Genomic DNA, 24,347 nt, shown 5'->3' with positions numbered 1-24,347 from the left:
TCATCTTCCATATATCACATAATTTATTTTTGAAACTTGACAATATGGTTATTTTATATGAAATTTAGTTTTATATGAGTGATTACCTTGATCCCAACAACGAAGAGCTTTTAAAAGATTTCTTTATCGAAGCAAACCTACAGGTTGAAATTCTTGAACAAAATATATTATCGATTGAGAATGACCCATCTGATCATGATGCGATAGATGAGATTTTCAGAGCAGCTCACACTTTAAAAGGCGGAGCCGCCACAGTTCAGATGACGGAACTTGCCGAGTTCACCCACATAGTGGAAGACCTGCTTGATGAGATCCGGAGCGGAAACGTCGCTGTATCGGGTGATGTTGTCGATGGTCTGTTGTCTTCCATTGATGTAATCAAAGCCATGCTGGAATCCCGATCGGAAGGGGACGTCTTCAGCGATGATATCTCGGATATTAAAAATCAGCTGCAATCGGCCCTGGAGAATAAAAACGGAACTCCTGCAACCAGACCGGCGCAGCCGGAACCCGCAGCCGCCCCCGTCGCATCGGCAGCTCCACAGTCTCAGCCGGCTCAGGCTTCTGTAGCGGTTCAGAAAACAGGATTGAGCGAGTACGAAACTCTGGAGCTTTTCGAAGCTGCCGGAAAAGGCAATGATGTGCTGAGGGTCTCTGTCAGTTTTGATGAATCCAACCCCATGAATTCCGTTGGAGGAATTCAGGTTTACGCAGCACTTAAAGCAGCCGGGATCATACTTAAGACTGTTCCCGATTTTGAAGAGCTTTATGAAGACAGGTATCATCCTGTTGTGGATTATTATCTGACCACTGATCTCGAAGAAGATGATATCATTGCAAGGGCAACCATTTCTGATGTGACTACATCAATTGTTGTTAACCAGGTCGAAAACCCTTCGGCTCCGGGATATGCGCCTGCAGCTTCCGCTGAACCGGCCCGCAAAGTGAAACAGCCGGAGCCTGTCTCAACACCTACAGCTGTCAGGGAACCTGCGAAAGTCTCAGCTCAGCCTGTTCAGGAAGAGCCTGAAAACCGCAGTGAAACTGATGAGATCCAAACCCCTAAAGCTTTTGCCGAAGCGGCAAAGAAAACCAAAGTCAAAGCCAAAACTAAAGATAAAGTGGTTGGATCTATTCTCCGCGTAGACAGCAAGAGAATCGATAACCTGCTTAATCTGGTCAGCGAAGCGGTAATTAATAAGGCGACGTTTAATCAGATAAGCAATCAGTTTACTGAGTGTTTGAATACACTTCAGTCCGTTGAAGCTGAATATAAGGAGAAGGTCAAAAATCTTTTTGAATCCATTCCAGAATACATTGAAGAATACCGCAATGAAGATAATCTCAAAGTTGTAAAAAAAGATGTCAACAAGCGTTTCGGCGATTTGACAACTCTGTTCGATGATTTTGATGATTCCATAAAATCCGCAGTCAATCAGTTCAAAGGGACCGCGGCTAATCTGGCCAGAAATACAGGAGACCTCCACGAGGGAATTCTCCGGATCAGAATGGTTCAGATTAATCAGATTTTCTCCCGTTTCCCAAGGCTCGTCCGGGATATGTCGAAAAAGCTGGGCAAGCAGATCCAACTCGATATCATGGGAGAGGATACGGAACTTGACAAGTCTGTTATTGAAGAACTTCTCGATCCTCTGATGCACTGTGTCAGAAATTCTCTGGATCACGGTATCGAGAGTCCGGACGTGAGAAAAAAAGCCGGTAAACCCGAAGAGGGTCGCATTTTACTATCTGCCAGAAATGAAGGTAACCTCATTGTTATTGAAATTACCGATGATGGAGCCGGAATTGATGTTGATAAAGTCCGCCAGAAAGCCATAAGTCGCGGAGTCATCCATCAGAGTAAAAATCTTACGGATATGGAAGCTTACAATCTCATATTTGAACCGGGTTTTTCCACTGCGAAAACAGTTACCGATATTTCCGGCAGGGGAGTCGGTCTTGATGTCGTTCGTAAACAGATTGAAAAGCTGAACGGAACGGTTACTGTATGGTCTGAAAAGGGTATGGGAACTACTTTTACCATTCGCTTACCATTAACTCTGGCCATTATTCAGGGACTGCTCGTTCGCGTGGGACCGGAAGTTTACGCCATACCAATAACCTCGGTAGCGGAATCTCACAGAGTCAAACAGTCCAGTATCAATATGATTGACGGATATGAAGTTTTCAACGTCCGGGACGAGGTCATTTCTCTTATGAGGCTTGGCAATATATTCCGGATTCCTTCCACTTCCGATGCCGAATATAAGTTTATTGTCATCGTCGGTAGCGGAGACAAGAAAATGGGACTCATGGTGGACTCGTTGATCGGAGAAGAGGATGTCGTAATCAAACCGCTTCTCGACAAATATACCAACTCACCGGGTATTGCCGGCGCAACTATCCTGGGTGACGGTACCGTTTCCCTGATAATCGATGTCGCACAGCTGCTGGATCTGGGTGTTAAAAAAGAACAGGCTGACAGAATGGCAAGAGCCGCCACAATAGTGCATTAAGAGAATTTATTGGAGATACGTTAATGGATAATGTAATTACAGACATAGATCTTTTACAGCAGGAAGCCAAAAAAGAGTCTTCGATAGATTTTAAAATGGTAACATTCTCATTGGCCGGAAAAGATTACGGAATCGATATAATGACGGTTAAAGAAATTTCCAAAGCCGGAAAATTCACTTTCGTACCGAATTCCGCACCTTATGTCCGTGGAGTCTATAATCTCCGGGGAGATATTATTTCCGTCATCGATTTAAGAATCTTTTTTAATCAGCCTGCCAAGCAATCCGGTGAAAACGAACTGGAAAGCATGATCATAGTCCGGCTTGAGGATCATGTAATCGGTATTATCGTCGACGAGATTGATAAAGTCGTCGGTATTTCCAGCGAGAGCGTACAGCCTCCCCATCCTCTGTTCGGCGATATTAATATCAAATATATCAGCGGAGTTGCTGAAAATAACAACAGGCTTTATGTCATTCTTGATGTTGAAGCTATTTTCGGAACTAAAAACGATGAAGATGATACGGTTCCGGCAATGGAGAGTTCTTCCGGTCGTTTCGCTGCTGCACCTGCAGAGTCTCAATCGGTACAGCAAGCTTCTGAACCTGTTGATCAGTCTGAAAGAGAGCTGGGATTTATCAAGGAAACGCTTATCACCTTCAAACAGTTTTACGCTTCCCCTGTTAATGATGACTGGATCAGAAGACGGTACAGCCAGTGGTTTGAAGACAGATATAACAGCAACAAGTCAATCCAGCTTACCGGTGTGGACGATGCGGACTCTTATCTCACATCCTTTTATTCCCCTTATACCGAGAGTCTCTGGAGTGAAGAGTATATTCATGCCGTTACAGCCTTTATTCCCCAGACATCGGGAGTCAATTTCAATGTCTGGAATCCCGGGTGCGGAAAAGGTTATGAAACATATTCTGTGCTGTCCATGCTCAAAAAGTATAAATCCGATCTTAATATAAAAATTCACGGATCTGACAAGGATCTGATCAGTGTTGCTTCTGCCCCCGGGCTTCTTTTTCAGAAAAATTCTGTGCCCGATTTTTATCAGGAGTTCATGGTCGAGAGCAATTCGGGGCTTCAGTTTCAGAATTCCATGAAAGATCTTATCATGTTTGAATTCAGAGACCTGGAAAACCTTGAAGTTTTTTCAAGATTGGATATGGTTATAATAAGAGATGTCTTGTCGTTCCTCAAAGTGGAACTGCAGAATAAAGTTATTCAGGTTATTCTGGATAATCTTAAAGATAATGGAGTTCTGATCCTCGGACAGAATGAAAGATTGCCGAACCTGAGTGGTTGGGAGGATATTTCGGCAAATGGTATCAGTGCCTACAGAAAAAAATAATTGTTCAGAAAAATATACAGGAGTCATTGAATGAGAGTTGAATATATTAACCCTTTTGTTGAATCAGCCTACAGCATCATGAAAGAGGTGTTGAATACCGAAGTTACGCGTGGCGATCTTTACTTGAAAAAGAGCAGTCAGCCGGTTATGGGTGTGGCCGCTATCGTTGGTCTGGCTGGAGATGTGGAAGGACGTGTTCTCTTCGATATGGACGAAAAAACTGCTATTGAAATTTCATCTGTAATGAATGCGGAAGAACTGACTGAAATAGATGATCTGGTTAAAGCCACAATAACTGAGCTGGCAAATATGATTACAGCGTAGGCCGTGACCAAGCTGCATGACTTGGGGTTCCGTTTCGATTTGACTCCTCCGGCTATTATTACCGGACAGAATATGAAAGTAACCGATATGAACGTTGAAGCTCTGATTGTTCCTTTTGAAGTTCCTCAGGGAAAAGTTGAAATCAATGTAGCGATTAGAGAAAGGTCATAAGGGGGGGATATATGAAAACTACGAGTGATTTTCCATCAATTAACGAGCGTTCGCCCGATGGACTCAGCGGCACAGGACAGGCTTACAGAGTTCTGATTGTCGATGATTCCATGTTCGTGACCAAACAGATTAGCCAGATCCTCAGTTCGGAAGGTTTTGAGATCATTGGTACAGCCGCAGACGGTGTCGAGGGTGTTGAAAAATACAAGGAACTCTATCCCAATGTGGACCTTGTGACAATGGATATCACAATGCCGAAAATGGATGGAGTTACAGCGCTCGAACAAATCGTTGAGTTTGACAAAGATGCAAAAGTCGTTATGGTCAGTGCTCTCGGAAAACAGGACCTTGTAAAAAAAGCTTTGCTTGCAGGGGCCAAAAACTATATCGTCAAACCTCTGGATAGAAAAAAAGTTCTGGAAAGAGTTGTCAGTGTACTCAATTAATTTCTGAATATTAATAATTGAAAAAAGAGATCTTCGGATCTCTTTTTTTTTGTGGTGGAAAAATTAAAAAAAAAGGAATCTGAAAACAGATTCCTTGAAATTGGGCGACGGCGGACTCGAACCGCCGACCCCATGCGTGTCGAGCATGTACTCTAACCAGCTGAGCTAGCCGCCCGTTTCATGAGTATTATACGTGTATGAAATTTTTAGTCAAGTTCTTACAAGTTATTTTTTATTGAAATTGAAAGAGCTACAGGTATTTAAAAATGTAAAAGGAACAGATATTTTGTATCTCCTTGAAACATTCCAAATAATTCACTAATATCGTGCGACGGAGGATAATTTTGAAACGTTTCTTACTGCCATTTTTTGTTCTGCTTTTGATTGCAGCGGGTTGTGCATCAACCGAAAATTCAATTGAGAATACAAGATGGTATCTTGTTGAAATAGAGGGTGATAGGGATATTGTTCAGTTGAACGATAAAGACCCTTTTATCGAACTGGACTTTGAGTCATTGAAGGTCGGCGGAAATGCATCATGCAATAACTTTTTCGGTGATTATTCTTTAGAGAGTAATAATCTGTCATTCGGTATGATTGCGACTACAATGATGGCCTGTCCCGATGAGACTGACCAGGAGCACCGATTCCTTCAGTCACTATCGAGAATCGATGCCTATGAGATCAGGAATGATCTCTTATATCTTCTGGAAAACGGGAAGCCGATTCTTGTTTTTGAAAAGCGCTAGGTTCTGTCGGCTACCGTTCTCCCTCGTACAAGATCCGGTTTGTAACTTCTGTTCAAATCGGATCTTTTGCCTTCTATTATGTTCAGTAGCTGTTCCGCTGCCTGTCTGTAAAGTTGTCCAATTTTTATATCGATAGTAGACAGGCGTCTTGGCAGTAAATTCGTAAAAGGCAGATTGTCATAACCTATCAGTGAAACATCTTCCGGTATTCTGATCCCTTTGTTCATCAGTTCAAAATATACGCCTATTGCCGTCAGATCATTGACAACGGCAATCGATCGGTATTCTCCTGATCTGATAAGATCCAACGCCGATAAAGCACTAGCGCAACCGCCGTCTTTCCCTATGATTCCATTGATAACATGAATATTTTTATCTGTATAAACTTCCCGGAAGCCATCAAAACGTTCTTTATGGGCATTCAACTGATCCATAAGTCCTGTAATGTAGATACTTCTTTCATGGCCGGTTTCCTTTAAAAAACGGGCTTGAAGATATCCTCCGTAGTAGTTATCTGTATAAATCCTTTCGACCAGAGGCATATCCCTGACATGGTGTCCGAAAACATAGGGAACTCCGGATTTGATAACCGGATCAAGGTCCTCCATCGTATCGATATCGAAGCAGATAATACCGTCAAAATCTTTCAGATCTTTTGATTCCTGAGTACGTAAGTCTTCCAGATTTGAAATAATCAGTTCGTACATGGTGTTTTTTAATACATCGCGTATCTGATTTAAAAGATCCACGTATAACCAGGAATAATAATAACTGTTGCTTCTGTCGTATTTGAGCAGCTTGTTGTTATCAAGAAGCAGAATCCTGCCGTGGATCCCTTTTGCCAGAATGGCAGCATTGAGATTGGGTTTGTAATTCAACTTTTCAGCAGCTTCGAGAACGGTTTCCCGTTTTTCCCGACTGACTTTTTCCGGGTGGTTGAACACGCGAGAAACTGTAGCTGAACTGACGCCGGCCAAACGGGCAACTTTATCGCGATCCACTTTCTTTTTCATAAAATTGATTTTAGCTGACTAAAGAGAAAAAGCCAATTCAGACAGAGACTCTTTGTTGACAGGTTAAGAATTTAAACATAATATGTACGCGTGTACATTAGTGAGGATGGAGGAAATATGTTTTTACAGGATAAACCGCATAGAAGATATAACATCTTAACCGGTGAGTGGATTAAGGTCTCACCCCACAGGACAAAGAGACCCTGGCAGGGACAACGGGAAAATTCCTCAGGAGAACAGCGGCCCCGCCATGATGAGAACTGTTATCTCTGTCCCGGGAACAGTCGGGCAGGAGGAGTGCAGACTCCCGACTACAGTGAAACTTATTCATTTATCAATGATTTTGCTGCTCTACTGCCGAATACAGAACAGAATTCAGTAGATTCCCGGTTTTTCAAAGCTGAAAGCGAAAGAGGAATATGCAAAGTAATCTGTTTTTCCCCCAGGCACGATCTGACACTTCCCCGCATGGAAGAGAAGGACATTGTGAAGGTCATTCAATTGTGGCAGAAGGAATACAAAGAACTGGGCTCTGAAGATTTCATCAATCATGTACAGATTTTTGAAAACCACGGAGCGGCAATGGGATGCTCCAATCCCCATCCTCATGGTCAGATCTGGGCTGATGAGCACATACCGGACCTCCCTGCAAAAGAACTGGAAAATCAGAAGAGCTATTATGATGAAAACGGTACTCCCATGCTGATTGACTACCTCAATGCTGAACTGGAATCCCGCGAAAGGCTTGTTATTGAGAACGACAGTTTTGCTGTTCTTGTGCCCTTCTGGGCAGTCTGGCCTTATGAGACAATGATTCTCCCTAAAAAGCAGATTCAATCGGTCTCGGATTTGTCTGCTGGACAAGTCGCCGATCTGGCTCAGATAATGAAATCTCTGGGTATACGTTATGATAACCTTTTTCAGACCGATTTCCCTTATTCCATGGGGCTCCACCAGAAACCGACTGATGGTAAAGACCATCCCTGGGCGACATTTCACATGCATTACTTTCCACCTCTTCTCAGAAGTGCAGAGGTGAAGAAATTTATGGTTGGATATGAAATGATGGCTATGGCTCAGCGCGATATTACTGCCGAATCAAGCGCATCCATTCTGCGGGAACTGCCTTCCGTTCACTATAGAGAGAAGAACTGATGAAAAATAAAGACGTGCTGTCCCAGCTTGAAAAAGATAATCTGAAAGAAATCCTGCACGAACTTTACGGTGAGGATGCTTATGTCTACCAGAAAAAAAGATACATGAGTCTGGTCGAAAAATTTACCTCCCGGTTCGGTCATAACGATATCCGGATCATCAGCAGTCCCGGGCGGACGGAACTGGGTGGGAATCACACCGATCATAATCACGGAAAAGTTCTGGCTGCTTCAATACAGCTCGATTCTCTGGCCGTAGTCGCTCCCAATCACAGCGGTACGGTGACAGTCTGGTCCGAAGGATTTTCCGGACCATTTTCTGTAGAGATCGATGCTCTCGAAGAAGAGCCGAAAGGGGAAAGGGCGACAAGTTCTCTTATCAGGGGAATTTTATCAGTTTTTAAAAGCAAAGGGCTTAAAATCGGAGGGTTCGATGCTTTTATTACCAGTGATGTCCTTATCGGCTCAGGGTTGAGTTCTTCGGCTTCCATCGAAGTTCTTCTGGGGAAAATTCTCGGCGTTCTTTTTAATGACGATTCGGTAAATGCCGTTGATCTGGCCATTGTCGGGCAGAAAGCGGAAAATGATTTTCTTCATAAGCCATGCGGTCTGATGGATCAAGTGGCCTGTGCATATGGGGGAATCGTTGCCATCGACTTTGCTGACCCCGGAAGGCCGATTATCGAATCCCTTCATTATTCGTTTGAGGAAGAAGGATACAAGCTGCTGGTTATAGATACCGGTGGAGATCATGCTGATCTGACCGATGATTATGCGGCTATTCCGAAGGAAATGAAAAGCGTGGCAGAATCTTTCGGCCAGGACGTCTGCCGCGGAATAAATCAGGAAGATTTTTTCAGAAGAATCCCCGAACTTTCATCCCGGCTGGGAGATCGTGCAGTATTGAGAGTGCTCCATTTCCTCATGGAAAATGACCGTGTGGATCGGATGGTGGACAGTCTGAAGTGCAATGAACTCGATGGATATCTGGATTCTGTAAAAGCATCAGGTGATTCTTCTTTCAAGTACTTGCAGAATGTCTTCACATCTAAGTATGACACCATACAGAAAGTGTCTCTTGCCATAGGGCTTACAGAAGCATTTGATGGATTCCATGGCGCAGTAAGAGTCCATGGAGGCGGCTTTGCCGGTACTGTCCAGGTCTATATAGAAAAAGACAAGTTTGAGAGGTTCCGAAATTATATGGAGCATTTTTTCGGGACAAAATCGGTTACGCCTTTGAAAATCAGACAGAAAGGGGCTGTTTGTATATTATAAAATCAGAGGGACTGGAAATAGTTTTATTTTCAGCCCTTTTGTTTCTGATTTTTATTGTGAATATGCTATAATTGAGCTATGAGCGAAAGTGAGCTGATATCCATTCCCGATCGGAAGGAGCTGGAAGAGCAGTACACCCGATACCGTGATAAATTCGAACATCTCCTATATGATCTTCAGCATGATTTCAGAAGTGAATTAAAGAAAATATCACTCCATGTCACATTAAAAAACAGAGTCAAGGATTTTGACAGCGTCTATATGAAAGTCCTTGCCAAAAATATTGATTTTGACAAAGCACTTTTTACACTGACAGACATTATGGGGCTCAGAATAATCTGTCCCTTTATGGAAGATGTCAAAACTGTCGAAGCTTTCATCAGGAATTACTGCACTGTCATTGAAGAGGAGCGGAAAGGGGAAAACCTCTCTTTCCGGGAATTCGGATATGAATCCATTCACTTTCTTATAGAGATTCCGGAACAATTGAGAACAAAGTACAGTGTTGACAACAGTTTCTGCTGCGAAGTTCAGATCAGGACAATTCTTCAGGATGCCTGGGCGGAAGTAGAGCATGAGCTGGTTTACAAAGCGGAGTTTTCTCCTTATGACGAACCGCTTAAAAGAAAACTGGCTGCATTGAATGCCAACCTGAGCCTTTCCGATATTATTTTCCAGGAAATCCGTGATTATCAGCGTCAGCTACATGCGGAATTGAATAAAAGGCGTTTTACTTTTAACAGAAGAGTGGAGCACGAAGCGGAAGAACTCTACAACGGGCAACTCGATTACAATGAAATAAACCGCAGAAAATATCCTGATCTCGATAAGAATAAATTCAGAAAGCAAAGTCCCATCGAAACTGGAAACATTGATAATATGCTTCTCGAAGCTCTTTATGCCCACAATGAAGGGGATTTCGATCAGGCGATATCCATCTACACCCAAATCCTGGATATGAAACCCCAGGATTATGTTAAACCGGTTATCTTTGTTCACCGGGGCATGGCCTTTTTCGGAAAATCCCTGTATGATCTGGCGGAAAAAGACTTTTCCGAAGCGTTGAAAAGAGAACCGGAAAACGATAAGACCTACTATTACAGAGGAATCGTTTACAGTATCAATGAGAATTATACAAAAGCTCTGAATGATTTTAATAAAAGCCTTTCCATCAATCCCTATCAGTCATATGTGTTTTATAGCAGGGCGCAGGTATATTTTCATATTGGTGATTACCCTGCGGCAATGAATGACTGCCGCTCCGCATTATCCTTAAGACCCGATTATCCTGAAGCAAAACATTTTCGCGAACTCATTCAGTCCAAAATGAATTTTTAAAGGAAAGATAGCACCGCAGCATCTATAATAAAAACATGACCAGAACAATTGACGCCCGCATATTTTTTCTCCTACCCGGCGAAAGCGACCGGATAAGGATCAACCAGCTCGTCGAACGTGAAATTTGCGAATCATTTATCCTGGAAGAACCCGGACTTGTTAAGAAGATTCTGCTTCAGCAGGACAAAAGCATTCTTCTTATAGATTATTCGACTTTTCCTGACTGTTATAAAATCGAACCTTACTGCCGGGAAATTATTGATATTTGCGGCGAACATCTGATCCGTATTTTTATAGTGGATTCTGAATCGCGAGTACCGCCATTTGACAGGAAGATCTCTTTTCTCACCAGGAAAGAGTCTGAAGATAAAGATAGGATGAAGTCCATTGTCGATGACTTGAATATCTGGGGGCTTCGCAGCTATATACGTTTCGGAAGCCATAACAGCCGCATTGCAGTTTTCAGGATGAAAATTCATCAGAACTGGAGAACGGGAGTGATTCACGATATCAGCGCTTCCGGAATGTCATGCTCATTCGACCGCCATGATGATATAGATGTTTCCGGTAAAAGCACGACAATTGAAATCATAATACGCGAACAGATTTTCAGTCTGGAAGGGAATTTTCTCATTCGCCGGACATTTAAGAATACCAATATGTTCGTTCTTGTTTTCTCATCGAGACGGGGAGGGGGAAATCTGAATAAACTGAACAGCATTATTTTCAAACTGACAAGGCAGCAGGTTCTGGAAAAAATAGAAAAGCTTGCCTCGGAATAAAACATTTATTATCTTTTTCTTGTGAGGGAGAGGAAGTGTTCGAAGATCCCGATTCGAAACAGAAAAAAATAGGGCAGGCTCTCGTTGATAAAGGATTTCTGACGGAAAAAAACGTACATGTTGTTCTTTTACGACAGGAATTCGGTGATTCCCGCTTGTTCGGACAAATTGCTACCTCTCTTAATTATTTATCGCCTAAGGAACTGGATAACATAATCCCCCCTCCAGTAAATTAAATTTCCTTTTTTATTATTCCCTTCAAAAAAAGCATCTAAACTTGTAATATTGATTCATGAAATTTCATAACGATATTTTCGATCGCATATCAATTGATAAAAAAGAACGTATTCTCAACGTGGCGACTGAGGAATTTTCCCGTTACGGCTACAGCGGCACCAATGTAAACGTTATCGCCGAGAAGCTGGAAGTCAGTGTCGGCTCGCTATATAAGTATTTTACAACAAAAGAAAATATTTTCCTCACAGTCATAAACCGTTCTGTTGAAGTCCTGGAGTCAACTCTGGATGATGTAATGAACAGCGGATTGGAGTTCTTTGAAAAAATTGAGAAGATCTTGAGAATCATACAGGAGCATTCAAAGGAAAATCCCCAGATCATAAATCTGTACAATGAATTGACGACTGAAGGAAATACCGCTCTGGCCGACAAATTGTCTCACCAGTTGGAAACTGTATCAGCCAGGTGTTATCGCGATCTGATTAAGAGAGCCGTAGCAGAGGGCTCAATAGATCCATCCATCCATCCGGGAATGTTCGCCTTCTGTCTCGATAATCTGTTTCTCACCCTGCAGTTTTCCTATGCATCGGAGTACTATAGAAACCGCATGAAAATTTATATCGGAGACGATTGGGAGAACGATGAGATGCTTGTCGATCAGATTATGAAATTCATCCGTAAAGCCTTTACCTGAAAATTAACTGATTATTTCCCGTACTTGTTCATCCAGTTGCTTAAAGTCTGATAATTTGAAAAGCCGAGCATTTTGGCGGCTTTGGACTTTTTCCCCTTACATATTTCCAGGGCTTCCATAATGTAGTGCATGGCCACTTCTCCCAGAACATCATTCAGATTGAAGTTTTCGCCCATAGGAATATCTCTCCACTGATTGAGGCGGCTCTCCTGTCTGTCCAGGGAATTCCGTACCAGATCTTCAGTAATAACCGGAACGGATTCACCCGAAACTCTGGATATGAGAGAGTTCAATTCGTTAAAGTTTCCGGGCCAGTTATGTCTTTCCAGATACGCCAGAGCTTTATCGGAAAAAACCGAACTGCTGCCGTTTTTTTTCAATATGCCAGCAATCAATTCTGGAAGTTCATCTTTCCTGCCCCGCAATGGTTCCAGAAGTATTAAGCTTTTGCTTATCAGATAATATAAACGGCGGTTGATTTTTTCCAGATCACTCTTCTCCCTTATGTTGGCGGTAGCAATGATCTGAATTCCATTGAATTCCGCAAGTTGCTCCTGAATATAAAAAGGCAGCACTTCAATATTGAGAAAGAGAAATGTTCTGGTATCACCTTCGTTTATCAGTTTTGATATTTCTGAAGTCTTTTCTTCAAAAGCTGCGGGATTAACCGAACGGAAGTTGATAGAATGATAGGAAATCGACAGATTTTTTACTGCCTCTTTAATCTGAGTAGTCTTGCCTGTTCCTTCTTCTCCCCAGACAAGAAGATTTGCTCCCTTTTCTATTGCGGCTTTCACTTTAAAGGAAGTGTTTTTCTTTTCCGGAATATCTGTTGCATTTACAGTGAAAATCTTCTTTTCTTTTATCGGAGTTGGTTTGGGAAGAGGCTTCGTATTTCTTTTCGGGATATCTTTAACCCTTTCCATTTCCGCATGGGGCTCCGAAGCCTGAACATCCGGTTCGAAATCTATCATATGAGGATATATAATGCTTCCCTTATGGATTGTCTTGTCGACGATTTCCCAGAGATTTATCTGTAATGTATTGGCTCCCGGCAGATAAACAAAAGAGGCATGACCCTCTTCGGCCAGAAGGATGTATTTTATAATGCTTTCGATTTTACCGAGAATATATTTTTCCGATCCCTTTTCGAGGGTTACGGCTTTGACATCTTTCTCCAGTTTTTCTGCAATCCAGTTTTTAAAGAATATCGACTGCTCTCTGTCCTGATTTGTCAAAAGAAAAATCCGGTCGATATTGTGCCTTTCCGTAACCCGGGAAATATCCAGATCCTCATAATTGTCAACTTTCTGATTTTCAAGATGTTCGTTGCGGATAAAGGAGATAAGAATGTTTTTCATATAAGAGAATTATATGCAAAATAAAGGATCTGGTACACTTCTTTTTTGAAATGAGAATTCTATGCCGTTTGGTACCATTTCCTTTGGAAGGGAAGAATTTTCCCGCAGATACAGATAGAGTGTATTAGTCGAAGAAATGGATTATACTGATAGAAATCCGAAATTAATTTACAGGAGTATCCAATGGCCGGTACATACGATTCACTGGAAAAGAATATACAGGAACATTTACAGCTGATCCTTCAGAGCAGCGGTATGGAGCAGAATGAATCATCTCTTGAAACACTTGCTTCCGCCTGGAAAGAGAAAGAAAGCTCTTTCTCAAAACAGATATCCCGGATGGACATGGAGGAAACTGAAGAAATTGCGATCGATGAAAGTTGCGGTTTTATGGTTTTAACCTATTCCGGATCGCTTATCGGTTCTGGACCGCTGACAGAAGAAGGACGTACGGTTCTCTACGTCAGCGTCGGAATGAGAAAGGATGTCCCGGAAAAAGCAGAGAAAACAGGAAGCGCTTTAAAAAGTACAATACGGAAAGGAGAGCCGGTTGAATTCTCTGTAGGACCGATCAAACAGAGCTCACCAGCCTACAGGATTGCACGAATAACCGATAAAGTCGCCATAGAAGATCAGAGTGAAAAAATATCTGAAGCCACTCTTATCATTGCCGAAGAGTTTATCGACGTCAATAAAACAATCGTTCTATAGAAGTCGTTATGAAGGAACAGATTACAACAATACTGCAGAGACAAAGTGTTCCCGATCCTCTCGAATACCTTCAGAAAGTGGAGAAGTGCATAGAGGTTTTTGAATCAGAGAGTGAACCGGTCAGACCCCGGCGCAGCGACGGCGGTCCGGGAGGAATCGTCCATCTATTAAAGGGGATACCGACCATCATTGTGCCCGATCTGCATGCGCGGATGAATTTTATCGGCTCACTGGTTAATCTTCAAAGCGATGAAGGGGATTTCTTCGAGCTTATGTCTGAAGAGAAACTCCAGGTTCTCTGTGTGGGAGACGGATTCCACAGGGAGCTCGATGCAAAGGACAGATGGCAGAAAGCTTTCCATGAATATGAGAAAGGTTTTAAGAAACATCATCACATGGATGAGGAAATGAGAGAAAGTCTCGGCCTCATGGAAATGATTATGGAACTTAAGTGTGCATTTCCCCGGAATTTTCACTTTCTGAAAGGAAATCATGAAAATATCGGTAATGAAGAGGGGGGAGGAAATCACCCCTTCAGAAAATTTGCCTTCGAAGGCGATATGGTGCGTAACTGGGTTCTCCAGTTTATGGGTGAGGATTTTCTCAGGAGATATTCTGTATTTGAAAAATCCCTCCCTCTGCTGGCCATCGGTGATAATTTCCTGATATCCCATGCCGAGCCTCAACGGTTTTTCGATGACGAAGAAATTACATCCTATGACGGAGAGGCCGTGCATGGATTGACATGGACAGCCAATGGCGAAGCTGAAGTGGGCGGTGTGCGGCAGATGCTGGATCATTACCTTTCTGATGATGCTGCGGCAAATTCGCTCTATTTCGGAGGACATCGGATCATCACTGAAAAATATAGACTAAGGGCCGAAGGGGATTTTGTACAGATCCATAATCCCTGGAAGTTTCAGATCGTCTTTCTGAAACCGGGGAAGCTCATAGATCTGGAAAAGGATATTATAGAAATACCGGGGAAAATTAATGGCTAAGATACCTGCGAAAATCGGAAAATACGAAATTACGAATAAAATCGCGGAAGGGGGGATGGGTGCTGTCTATAAAGGTGTGCATCCCACTCTTAATAAAGAAGTCATTCTTAAAAAGTTGACGCTCAGCGGAGATGAGCATATCAATGAGCGTTTCAAACGCGAAGCGCGGATAATGATGGACTTTAAAAATGACAATATAGTTGATGTTTATGATCATTTCAAAGCCGGGGGATCTTACTACATCGTACTGGAATATGTCGATGGTATAGCTCTTGATCAATTGTTGAAAAAAGAGAGGTATCTGCCAAACGATACAGCTCTTCTTATCTTTCTTGAAGCCTGCAAGGCTTTGAAATACGCACATGACAAAAATGTCGTTCACAGGGATATCAAGCCGGGTAATATTCTTCTATCCAAGACCGGAGAAATTAAACTGGTCGATTTCGGAATCGCTTCCATTACCGATGACGATGAGACAAATCTGACCCGTGACGGCATGACACTGGGAACCCCTTCTTATATGGCTCCCGAACAGTTCAATAATTCGAAATCAGTTGATATCAGGGCAGATATATATTCGATGGGGGTTATGCTCTACGAAATGGTTACAGGGAAAAAACCTTATCCCGGTAATTATTCACCGGAAACTCTGGCAAAGATCCAGAAGGGTAAATACCTCTCGCCTAAAAAGCATAATCCGTCCATATCTCCTCTCATCGGCAAAATAATAAGCAAATGCATGAAATCAAAAGCGGACAGGCGCTATAAGGATCTCGGGAAGATCATCAGCACGCTTGAAAAGTATTTCCGTAAAAAGAACCGCCAGAACGCCAGAAATATCTTAATCGCAAAGATAACCGGGGAAAAAATTGAAATTCCTCCTTTGAAAAGGCCCGTATTCAGGAGACTGGCTGCGGTTCTTCTTGCTCTGATTCTTCTGGGCGGTGCCGGTTATGTTCTTTACAGAAGCGGATATTATCATGAAATCCTCAACAGTTCCGAATTTGGCGCCTTGAGGGTTCAGGTAAAAGTCCCCAAAGCAGGAAAAGATCCGGAAGACATCTACTTGAAGGCTTATCTGTTTGTTGACGATGATAATGAGATACCCTCTATTGAGTATAAAATCAGATTTGCCAGAAAAGAGGAAAGCGACTCTTTCTATATTTTTGAATCAAACACGATCTATCAACCAGCGGGAAACTACAGAATAAAAATCAAATGCGAAAGCGAACTCTTCTGGGGGTCATTCGGAATCAACTCAGTACGGGATTCAGCCCTTCTGACCGGCGGCTCAAAAACGAACCTCATTTCATTTACCGCCGGAAGCCCCCGGCCTGTACCTATGTCTTTGAGAACGCGGGTTTTTGATTATTCCACGGGCAGGGATATCAGCGAAACAGTTCAGACGCTGATAAACGAAGGCGGGAAATGGATAGAGCTTTCAAAATTGAAAGAGCCGATGATTTCCGGGAAAGTCTATAAAATCCGGTTTACCGCCGAACAGTATGGGCCTAAAGAATTCAGCATGAGGGTCGATACCTATCAATCTGTTCTTGACTTGACAGTTAATCTCGTTCCCGACAGCGGAAACATTACAATCAGCTCTGTGGAGACAGGTTTTAAGGTGGATATTGCCGGAGAAGCCGCTTCCTGGATTGATAAGACAGTCTCTCTGACAGAAGACGGAGAAGCCATTTCGCTCTATCCCGGTGATTATTCTCTGACTTTCAAGGGAAAAGGGATCGAAAAGACTGTCTCTGTGACCGTAACCGGAACAACGGAATTGAGTTTAACGGTTCTTTTCAACAAAGATGAAAAAAATATTACAATAGAAGGATTATCCGATGAAAATAATAGGTAAGAATACAATAACGGCTCTTCTCGGACTGGCCGGCGGACTGGCTTCATGGCCATTTCTGGAATTTGTACTCTGGAAGCAGGGAGCATTCGCTTCATATCTCCTCTTTTTTATCGCAGCGACAATTCTCCCCGGTCTGTTCATTGCTCTCTTTCTGGGCGCAGCGGAAGGAGTCATCAGTAAAAACTGGAGCCGTGCAGTAAAAGGTGCTTTAATCGGTCTCCTCTCGGGAACTGTCGGTGGACTTCTTGGAGGAATGGCCGGACAGATTCTTCTGAGCCGCATTCTCGTCTGGTTTCCCGGTCGCGGGGACGTTCTTGAAACAGCGGCGCGAACAATAGCCTGGGGACTGGTCGGGATATTTATCGGATTGAGCGACGGAATCAGGTCGCTTTCTCCGAGAAAAATGGGAGTCGGCGCATTGGGGGGATTTGTCGGCGGAGCGGCCGGAGGTTTTTTTCTGGAAATACTGTCCCGGTCATTTGCCAGCTCTCTGCCTCGTCTCGGCGGTCTGGTTCTCATGGGGCTTATGATAGGCATTTTCTACTCATTGCTTGATAGAAAGTATTCTTTCGGGGTTCTCCGTGTTCTCAACGGCAGTCAGGCGGGTAAAAGATATCGTATCAACCAGAAAAAAATGGATCTTGGCAGTGGAAACAGAACAATCATATTCAATGATTACGAAGATGTGGATGACAAGGAAGTGGAGATCCGGGTTGATCATGGGCAGATAACAATTGTTGACGGGAAGATGGATAACAAACTGTACGTCAATGACAAGGCAACACAAAAAACAACTTTAAAGTATGGCGATGTTATTAAAGCCGGATCGGTGAAGATGCTTCTGGAGGCGGAATGAAAAAATTACTATTTATGATATCAATCTCGATGCTGTACATATTTACGGCATCGGGAGAACAGATCTCCATTTCCGGAGTGGACACTTCCGAGCTGCTTTTTAATGGAACAGTCTCTCTCTATTTAAATATTACAGATAATCTCGGTGAAACAGTCTCCGATATAAGTCCGGAGGATCTTGCCATTTCCGAATCCATAGATGGAGAGAATTATACTCCTGTGGATATTGTCGGTTTTTCCGAAGGAGTTAACGGCGATAAGGGAATCAGCTTCCTGCTTCTTGTCGATAATTCCGGTTCTATGTACGATCGGCTGGACGGTAAATCTGCATCAGATTATGAGCAGACTCGTATCAGTTCGGCTGTTAAAGCCATTAATTCCCTTATTCAATCCATGCAGGGCAGCCGGGATAGTACCGGACTGGCTCTGTTTAATACCTATTATAAGGAATTGGCCCCCGTCGGCTCAAACCGCAACAGCGTAATAGAAGCTATGCAGATGATCGAGGAGCCGGGAAAGGACGAGTCTTTCACAGAACTTAATGCAGCAGTCATTACAGCTGCCGGAAAATTCACAAAAGTAAGAGGCAGAAAGATAATTATTGTTTTATCCGATGGGGAGAATTACCCGTACAAACCGGTCAGAGGGGAGGATAGCCCTCAGTTCGGATCGGAATTATACACTCCTGATGATATGGTTCAGGAACTGAAGAGAAACAATACCACACTGTACGGTATCAATTTCGGAACCTCACGGGACCGCAATCTCGAAAAAGCTGTTATCAGTTCGGGAGGGTACCTCTTTGAAGCCGGCACCAGAGAAGAACTGGAGTCCGTTTACGCAACAATCCGTCAGAGAATACTGAATGAATACCTTGTGGAATACCGCTCGGGAACAGAATATGCCGAACGTAAATACGTAAAAGCGGAAATCCCCGGGACGGGAACATCCTCAGAGCCGGCATTTTATTTCAGCGGAACTCTTTTTGGCAAACCTTCTGAAAAATTCAGCTGGTACTTTTTCCTTTCTCTGGTTCTGGTCGCATTTGTCATTGTGTATCTGGTAACGAGAAAACAATCAGCACCTGCTGAAAAAGCTGAGCTTGAGGTTACGGATTTTTCCGGCGCCACACAGATGTTCAGCGTCGACAGCCAGAAAACGATTATCGGCAGCAGCGAAAGTAATGATGTGACAGTGGTAAATAGCGAAGGCGGTGCACAAAGTGAAGCCACAATTGTGTTTGATGAAAAAAAATCCGCCTACACGGTCGTATCAGACAGCGAAGTTATGGTCAATAATAATCCGGTAAAAACACGGGTTCTGGAAGCGGGAGATGTCATAAATATCAACGGCGCGACCATTATTTTTAACGATAAGGATCACTAATTATATTGTATGGAAAGAGCTTCTCTTGTATGTTAACTTCGAATTTTGTATATTGTGGTTCATCTTATAACTATAAGGATAAGGAACTCCATGGGAAAACGGGGAGAACTGTTCACAGAGAAGCTCTTTTCTGAAAACGGCTCTAAAACATATTTTTTTAATGTGAAAGAAAACAGGTTCGGCGATTATTTTCTGAATATCGTTGAAAGCTCTAAGAATGATAACGGCCGGTTTGACCGATATTCCATTATCGTTTTTGAAGAAGATCTGGATCTTTTTGTTTCAGATTTCCGAAAGGCCGCTACTGCAGCGAAGGAAATGGATAGCGAATATATGAAGGAACTTCGTACCGGTTCGGGTAAAAGGGTCTATACTTTTCATGTAAAAAAATCGAGCCGGGGCGATTTCAATCTCATTATCGGAGAAAGCCGGTCAAATTACTCCGGATCATTTCAGAATGAATCGATTAAAGTATTCACTGAAGATCTGGAAAAATTTCTGGAAAATTTCGAAAAATCTGTAGCTTTCATAGAAAGCAAATAAAATCTTTGATTCTGCATCAGGTGAAAATCTCTTGATTTATATTCAAAATAGTTTGAAAATTAAAATGTATGGATTTCACCTGTGTAGAGATCAAGAATGACAAATACGTCAAACTCATCAATCTTGACAGCAAATGCGAAAAAGAACTTGATCTCACAACCATTTACCAGGATCAGGAACTGGCTTATATTAATATCTTCTATGTCAATGAAGACAAAAAAAAGCAGTTGCTGAAAAGCGTTCAGGTAAATAATATCCGTCCCGGTAAATCTGGGATTCCTGAACTGCACCTCTCTGTTTATTTTGATGGTAAACGCTACTATAAAATCGTTTTGCGACTGAACGGCTATATCAATCACAACAGCGTCGTGGATATGCGTCAATTCAGGAAGCGCAAAATGTTGATCCCCCCTTGGGGTTTTGCCGCTGCGGCGGTTCTTTTAGTTGCTGCTCTGTCATTCCTTACTGTTAAGTTCTTTTTTTCAGGCGGAGATATGTTCTCATCAGGAAGCCATCTGGCATCCAATTCCGAAAGGAACAGCTCTATAAGCTCTTCAGCAGTTAGTTCTACAGAATCAACCACAGGATCAACTACAGGATCAATTACAGGATCAACTACAGGATCAACTACAGGATCAACTACAGGATCAACTACAGGATCAACTACAGGATCAACTACAGGATCAACTACAGGATCTACTACAGGATCTACTACAGGATCTACTACAGGATCTACTACAGGATCAACTACAGGATCAACTACAGGATCAACTACAGGATCAACTACAGGATCAACTACAGGATCAACTACAGGATCAACTACAGGATCTACTACAGGATCTACTACAGGATCTACTACAGGATCTACTACAGGATCTACTACCTCTGTCGCTTCACAATCCGTAGAAGAAGAACCAGCGACAGCCATGGAAAAGCCCCAATCGGTTCTTATTGATGATCAGGCTAAAGTATACTTCTATCCCAACAGAACAGATTTAACCGTCGATGCCAAAGCCGTACTTGATGATATTGTTAAAATCCTAACCACGACAGATAATCTCGATGTGGAAATAACCGGACATTGCGCTTTTTTCGGTACAGAAAAAGGCCGGCAGGAAATATCAGTTGAGAGAGCGGAAAACGTCTATAATTATTTTCTTTCCAAAGGGTGGGAACCCAGCAGAAAACCTCTTCTCGAAGGACGGGGACTCCAGGACCTCATTACGAGAGATCCCGACAAGCAGAACCTCAACAGACGTGTAGAAATCCGTATCCATTCAAGCTGATTGTCCGATAAACTCAGCTTTACGGAACATAGCAATCTCTATATAATATTCTGAAGTCAGTCAGGAGGATTGTTTGTTTTTAAAAAGTGTTGAGATCATGGGCTTCAAGTCTTTTGCCGACCGTACCAGAATCGAGTTTTCCGAAGGAATTTCAGCTCTTCTCGGTCCTAACGGGTGCGGAAAAAGCAATGTCGTAGACTCGGTTAAATGGGTTCTGGGAGAACAATCCACCAAGAATATGCGTGCCGAGAAAATGGAAGATGTCATTTTCAACGGTACGGAAACGAGAAAAGCTCTTAATGTGGCTGAAGTTACGCTGACAATCGCCAATGAGGAAGGAATCCTCGATCTCGATGTGCCGGAAGTCTCAATCAAAAGGCGTCTTTTCCGCAACGGGGAGAGTGAATATCTTGTCAACAACACTCCGGTAAAACTGAAAGAGCTCAGAGAGCTTTTTTTTGATACGGGGATCGGAAAATCCGCCTATTCAATTATGGAGCAGGGGAAAATCGACCAGGTTCTCTCTAACAAGCCGGAGGAAAGGCGTTACCTTTTCGAAGAAGCTGCGGGAATCACCAAATTTAAAGTCCGCGGTGGCGAAGCGGACAGGAAGCTTGCCCGCACAGAAGAGAACATGGTGCAGGTCGAGAATATTCTCCGGGAAGTCCGGCGCAGCTACGATACCCTGAAAAAGCAATCAGAAAAAACCCTCGAATACCGTGAGTGTAAAAGCCGTATATTTGAACTGGAGATCGATCTCCAGCTTCTCAGGCTCTCTTCGCTTAATGAGACGAGAACACATAAAACAGAAAAGCTCCGGGAAAAAAAGGAGCTGTATACCAGACTGAGCGGTGAGATAGAAGGCATAAACGGGTTTCTTCAGGAAAATCAGGGTCAGGTGACCCACATGGAATCGGAACTCGTCGAATTTCAGAAAAAGCTCTATGGAATGGGGCTGGAAAAGGAAAATCATGAGAATCAGATCCGGCTTTTTAAAGAACAGATAAGTGAAGTTGAAACATCCATATCTTCCTTTAAAGCGAAAGAAAAAGCAATTAATGACAAAATCGGCCAGATAGGGGCAAACCGGGAAAAGAAAGTCGAGACTCTGAAGGACTACAATGACCGTTTGGAGGAAATAACCCGTAATATTTCGCGTCTCGAGGAAACCATTGCCGGTTGCGACAATAGCATTAAAAAAAATGAAGAAGAGATCTCGGGTCTTGATAACGAAAGTATCAGTCTGGAGTCGGACAGGGACAAACTCGGAGAAGATTTAAGAGTTCTCACCGATGACATCGTCTCCCAGCTCGATAAAGGATTGCGTGAAACAGGCTTTTCCCGGAGCCGCCGGGAATCTCTCGAGGAAAGAGTCAGGGAGATTTCAGCGACTTCCCGTGTGCAGATTGCCGGTCGAATACAGATTATTAATGATGCCCTTCGTGTAGGCGGAGGGAAAGATCTCAAGAAAATGCTCGAAAGTTGTGTCACTCTTCTCGGAGACTCGAGGGACAGTTTTGCCGAACTCGAAAAAGTCTTTAAAGAGTATACCGATACGAACCCCGATTTTCTTGATGAGTTCCTCGCTCCGGAAGGAATTATTACCAGGAAACGGGATATCGATAACCGCATATCTGCTGTTCTGGAAAAAGTAAAGCTCAATCGAGAGAGAATAAAAAACCTGCAGAATGAAAATAAAGCGCTTCTACAGAAGATTGATGACTATAAGCAGAGCCTGGAAGAGCAGAAAGTTTCTGTCGCTACGATTAAAACGCAGGTTGATGCCGTTAATGATAGCCTTAAGGTTCTCGAAAGGGAAATGGAAGAACAGCAGGCTTATCTCAAAGACAATACGGAAGAGCTGAAAAAAGAAATAGAAAAGAAAGCAGTTCTCGAAGGCAAGATTGCCGACCTGGAGGAAGACGGCAGAAAACTTGAAGAAGAAAAGGTTAAAACCAAAAAAGCTCTGGAAGATCTGGAGAAGGGGATAAACGATAAGAATAAAAAACTTCAAGGTGAACAGGTTGAGCTGAAGAAAAAAATATCAAGGGTCAATGCTATCCAGGAGGAGATTTCCCGCTTCAATATCGATCTGGCCCAGCTTGAAACGGAAATACAGAACCTCTACAGCAATTTCAGGGACAAGTATTCAAGAGAACTGGACGAATATTCTGCCCGATCCGAAAAAATCGAGGAACCGGTGTCCGCCATTAAAGACAAACTGGATTCCGTTAAGCTTCGTCTCAGATCTATCGGACAGGTCAATCTTATGGCACCTGAGGAATTCTCTGAAGTCAAGGACCGGTATGATTTTCTCAACGGGCAGCTTGAAGATTTAAAATCAGCCAGAGATAATCTGATCGAAGTGACCCGCGAGATAAAAACGGAATCGGAAAAGCTGTTCATGCAGGCCTACACGGCAATCCGGAAGGAATTTCACGAAATGTTCCGTCGTTTATTCGGCGGAGGACGGGCTGAGTTGAAACTTGTTGATCCCGACAATATTCTCGAGTCGGGAATCGAGATTTATGCACAGCCGCCCGGTAAAAAACTGGAAAATATTTCACTTCTTTCCGGGGGAGAAAAATCGCTGACAGGTGTCGGGCTGCTTTTTGCAACATATCTTATAAAACCATCGCCTTTTTGTATTCTCGATGAAATCGATGCGGCTCTGGATGAGGCTAATATTCAGAGATTTGTCAATGTTCTCGTCGAGTTCGGAAGAACGTCTCAGTTTATCGTTATCACTCACAATAAAAAAACAGTTACTGGTGCAAGCACCCTTCTCGGTGTTACAATGCAGGAGTCGGGTGTGTCTAAAATTATTTCCATCAGGCTTGAGGATGAGGTTGAAAATGAAAACTCCTAAGCTGAAGGTCAATTTCAAGCTTACAGATTATGTAGAGCCTCACATTTTTAAAATATATCTCTTCTCTCTCTTTTCCATTCTTATGCTGGCGGTGCTTGTCGTCGTCGGTGTTACAATTTTCAGGTCGGTAAACGCGGGCGGTGACAGTTCCGAACCGGAACTCTATACAGAAGAGGATATTTCTGCGATTCTCAAATCGCCCGGTTTGACTGATTTCATAATTCCCGAATCCCTCGAGTCGGGAGAAAGAGGTCTGACCTTGTATCGTGAGCCTATGAAAATGTGGCCAGAGTCCATGGTTGAGCGGTATATTATTCCTCCTGAAGAGTTGGGAATAGAGAAAATCCGCGAAGAAAACCGCAAATCTATTGAAAATGTCCTGGATGATATCCCCTGATGTGTAAAAGACAG

At 43.0% G+C, this 24,347-nt stretch carries 22 protein-coding genes, 1 tRNA gene and 1 pseudogene; 19 read left to right on the top strand and 5 right to left on the bottom strand.

Going from position 1 to position 24,347, the window contains the following annotated elements; genetic code table 11:
* Nucleotides 1-74 precede the first annotated feature (74 nt).
* The 4 genes and pseudogenes from HNR50_RS03985 to HNR50_RS03970 all read left to right on the top strand — a co-directional run bounded on the left by HNR50_RS03985 (nt 75) and on the right by HNR50_RS03970 (nt 4,818).
* Complete coding sequence (locus tag HNR50_RS03985; protein ID WP_184744034.1) at nt 75-2,516, top strand: chemotaxis protein CheA; 2,442 nt, start codon at nt 75-77, stop codon at nt 2,514-2,516.
* A 23-nt stretch (nt 2,517-2,539) separates the two neighbouring features.
* Nucleotides 2,540-3,877: a chemotaxis protein CheW gene (locus HNR50_RS03980; RefSeq protein WP_184744031.1), complete on the top strand. Its 1,338-nt coding sequence runs from the start codon at nt 2,540-2,542 to the stop codon at nt 3,875-3,877.
* Nucleotides 3,878-3,907: 30 nt separating this feature from the next.
* Nucleotides 3,908-4,372: pseudogene (locus HNR50_RS03975) on the top strand (chemotaxis protein CheX).
* An 11-nt stretch (nt 4,373-4,383) separates the two neighbouring features.
* Entirely contained in the window at nt 4,384-4,818 is a 435-nt protein-coding gene (locus HNR50_RS03970) for a response regulator (protein WP_184744028.1), read from the top strand.
* A gap of 101 nt (nt 4,819-4,919) precedes the next feature.
* Here the strand turns inward: HNR50_RS03970 and HNR50_RS03965 are convergent.
* Nucleotides 4,920-4,993: transfer RNA gene (locus HNR50_RS03965), tRNA-Val, on the bottom strand.
* Nucleotides 4,994-5,162: 169 nt separating this feature from the next.
* On the opposite strand from HNR50_RS03965, the gene HNR50_RS03960 reads away from it, so the two are divergent.
* Entirely contained in the window at nt 5,163-5,567 is a 405-nt protein-coding gene (locus tag HNR50_RS03960; protein WP_184744025.1) for an META domain-containing protein, read from the top strand.
* Here the strand turns inward: HNR50_RS03960 and HNR50_RS03955 are convergent.
* Nucleotides 5,564-6,580, bottom strand: a complete 1,017-nt coding sequence (locus HNR50_RS03955) for a LacI family DNA-binding transcriptional regulator (RefSeq protein ID WP_184744022.1) — start codon at nt 6,578-6,580, stop codon at nt 5,564-5,566. The two genes, HNR50_RS03960 and HNR50_RS03955, sit on opposite strands and share 4 nt — an antisense overlap.
* 117 nt (nt 6,581-6,697) lie before the next feature.
* Here HNR50_RS03955 and HNR50_RS03950 point away from each other — a divergent pair, with 117 nt between their 5' ends.
* From HNR50_RS03950 to HNR50_RS03930, 5 genes are all read left to right on the top strand, one after another.
* Nucleotides 6,698-7,735 carry a UDP-glucose--hexose-1-phosphate uridylyltransferase gene (locus tag HNR50_RS03950; protein WP_184744019.1) on the top strand — a complete coding sequence of 346 codons (1,038 nt, stop codon included), beginning with the start codon at nt 6,698-6,700 and terminating at the stop codon, nt 7,733-7,735.
* Nucleotides 7,735-9,012 (top strand): galactokinase, encoded by a 1,278-nt coding sequence (locus HNR50_RS03945; protein ID WP_184744016.1) that lies wholly within the window; start codon nt 7,735-7,737, stop codon nt 9,010-9,012. Before HNR50_RS03950 ends, HNR50_RS03945 begins: the two co-directional genes overlap by 1 nt.
* A 78-nt stretch (nt 9,013-9,090) precedes the next feature.
* Nucleotides 9,091-10,350 (top strand): RelA/SpoT domain-containing protein, encoded by a 1,260-nt coding sequence (locus HNR50_RS03940; protein WP_184744013.1) that lies wholly within the window; start codon nt 9,091-9,093, stop codon nt 10,348-10,350.
* A 35-nt stretch (nt 10,351-10,385) separates the two neighbouring features.
* Nucleotides 10,386-11,132, top strand: coding sequence for a hypothetical protein (locus HNR50_RS03935; RefSeq protein WP_184744010.1), 747 nt, complete (start codon nt 10,386-10,388; stop codon nt 11,130-11,132).
* A gap of 292 nt (nt 11,133-11,424) precedes the next feature.
* Nucleotides 11,425-12,063 carry a TetR/AcrR family transcriptional regulator gene (locus HNR50_RS03930; RefSeq protein WP_184744007.1) on the top strand — a complete coding sequence of 213 codons (639 nt, stop codon included), beginning with the start codon at nt 11,425-11,427 and terminating at the stop codon, nt 12,061-12,063.
* An 11-nt stretch (nt 12,064-12,074) separates the two neighbouring features.
* Here HNR50_RS03930 and HNR50_RS03925 read toward each other — a convergent pair whose 3' ends face one another.
* The gene (locus HNR50_RS03925; protein ID WP_184744473.1) at nt 12,075-13,424 is read right to left on the bottom strand and encodes an AAA-type ATPase lid domain-containing protein; all 1,350 of its coding nucleotides are present in this window, start codon (nt 13,422-13,424) and stop codon (nt 12,075-12,077) included.
* A gap of 183 nt (nt 13,425-13,607) precedes the next feature.
* On the opposite strand from HNR50_RS03925, the gene HNR50_RS03920 reads away from it, so the two are divergent.
* The 6 genes from HNR50_RS03920 to HNR50_RS22545 all read left to right on the top strand — a co-directional run bounded on the left by HNR50_RS03920 (nt 13,608) and on the right by HNR50_RS22545 (nt 19,781).
* Nucleotides 13,608-14,135: a hypothetical protein gene (locus HNR50_RS03920; RefSeq protein WP_184744003.1), complete on the top strand. Its 528-nt coding sequence runs from the start codon at nt 13,608-13,610 to the stop codon at nt 14,133-14,135.
* An 8-nt stretch (nt 14,136-14,143) separates the two neighbouring features.
* Nucleotides 14,144-15,136, top strand: coding sequence for a metallophosphoesterase family protein (locus HNR50_RS03915; RefSeq protein ID WP_184744000.1), 993 nt, complete (start codon nt 14,144-14,146; stop codon nt 15,134-15,136).
* On the top strand, nt 15,129-16,997 hold the full coding sequence (locus HNR50_RS03910; RefSeq protein WP_184743997.1) for a serine/threonine-protein kinase: 1,869 nt from the start codon (nt 15,129-15,131) through the stop codon (nt 16,995-16,997). The genes HNR50_RS03915 and HNR50_RS03910 overlap by 8 nt, the downstream gene beginning before the upstream one ends.
* Entirely contained in the window at nt 16,981-17,853 is an 873-nt protein-coding gene (locus tag HNR50_RS03905) for an FHA domain-containing protein (protein WP_184743994.1), read from the top strand. Before HNR50_RS03910 ends, HNR50_RS03905 begins: the two co-directional genes overlap by 17 nt.
* A complete protein-coding gene (locus HNR50_RS03900; protein WP_184743991.1) occupies nt 17,850-19,238 on the top strand; it encodes a VWA domain-containing protein in 1,389 nt (462 codons plus the stop codon). Before HNR50_RS03905 ends, HNR50_RS03900 begins: the two co-directional genes overlap by 4 nt.
* A 90-nt stretch (nt 19,239-19,328) precedes the next feature.
* Nucleotides 19,329-19,781: a DUF3276 family protein gene (locus HNR50_RS22545; protein ID WP_184743988.1), complete on the top strand. Its 453-nt coding sequence runs from the start codon at nt 19,329-19,331 to the stop codon at nt 19,779-19,781.
* A 59-nt stretch (nt 19,782-19,840) separates the two neighbouring features.
* On the opposite strand, the gene HNR50_RS03890 is transcribed toward HNR50_RS22545, so the two are convergent.
* Together HNR50_RS03890 and HNR50_RS03885 are read right to left on the bottom strand one after the other, a co-directional pair.
* Entirely contained in the window at nt 19,841-20,140 is a 300-nt protein-coding gene (locus HNR50_RS03890) for a hypothetical protein (protein WP_184743985.1), read from the bottom strand.
* Nucleotides 20,141-20,160: 20 nt separating this feature from the next.
* Nucleotides 20,161-20,709, bottom strand: a complete 549-nt coding sequence (locus HNR50_RS03885) for a hypothetical protein (RefSeq protein ID WP_184743982.1) — start codon at nt 20,707-20,709, stop codon at nt 20,161-20,163.
* On the opposite strand from HNR50_RS03885, the gene HNR50_RS03880 reads away from it, so the two are divergent.
* The 3 genes from HNR50_RS03880 (at nt 20,708) to HNR50_RS03870 (ending at nt 24,333) form a co-directional block, all read left to right on the top strand.
* On the top strand, nt 20,708-21,067 hold the full coding sequence (locus HNR50_RS03880) for an OmpA family protein (RefSeq protein ID WP_184743979.1): 360 nt from the start codon (nt 20,708-20,710) through the stop codon (nt 21,065-21,067). The genes HNR50_RS03885 and HNR50_RS03880 overlap by 2 nt on opposite strands.
* Before the next feature lie 73 nt (nt 21,068-21,140).
* Nucleotides 21,141-23,936, top strand: a complete 2,796-nt coding sequence (locus tag HNR50_RS03875; RefSeq protein WP_184743974.1) for a chromosome segregation SMC family protein — start codon at nt 21,141-21,143, stop codon at nt 23,934-23,936.
* Nucleotides 23,923-24,333, top strand: a complete 411-nt coding sequence (locus HNR50_RS03870) for a hypothetical protein (protein WP_184743973.1) — start codon at nt 23,923-23,925, stop codon at nt 24,331-24,333. The genes HNR50_RS03875 and HNR50_RS03870 overlap by 14 nt, the downstream gene beginning before the upstream one ends.
* Nucleotides 24,334-24,347: the final 14 nt, after the last annotated feature.

The organism is Spirochaeta isovalerica, assembly GCF_014207565.1.
GTDB lineage: Bacteria > Spirochaetota > Spirochaetia > DSM-2461 > DSM-2461 > Spirochaeta_F > Spirochaeta_F isovalerica.
Note: the sequence above shows the minus strand (reverse complement) of the source record. Positions and strands in the feature narration are given on the sequence as shown.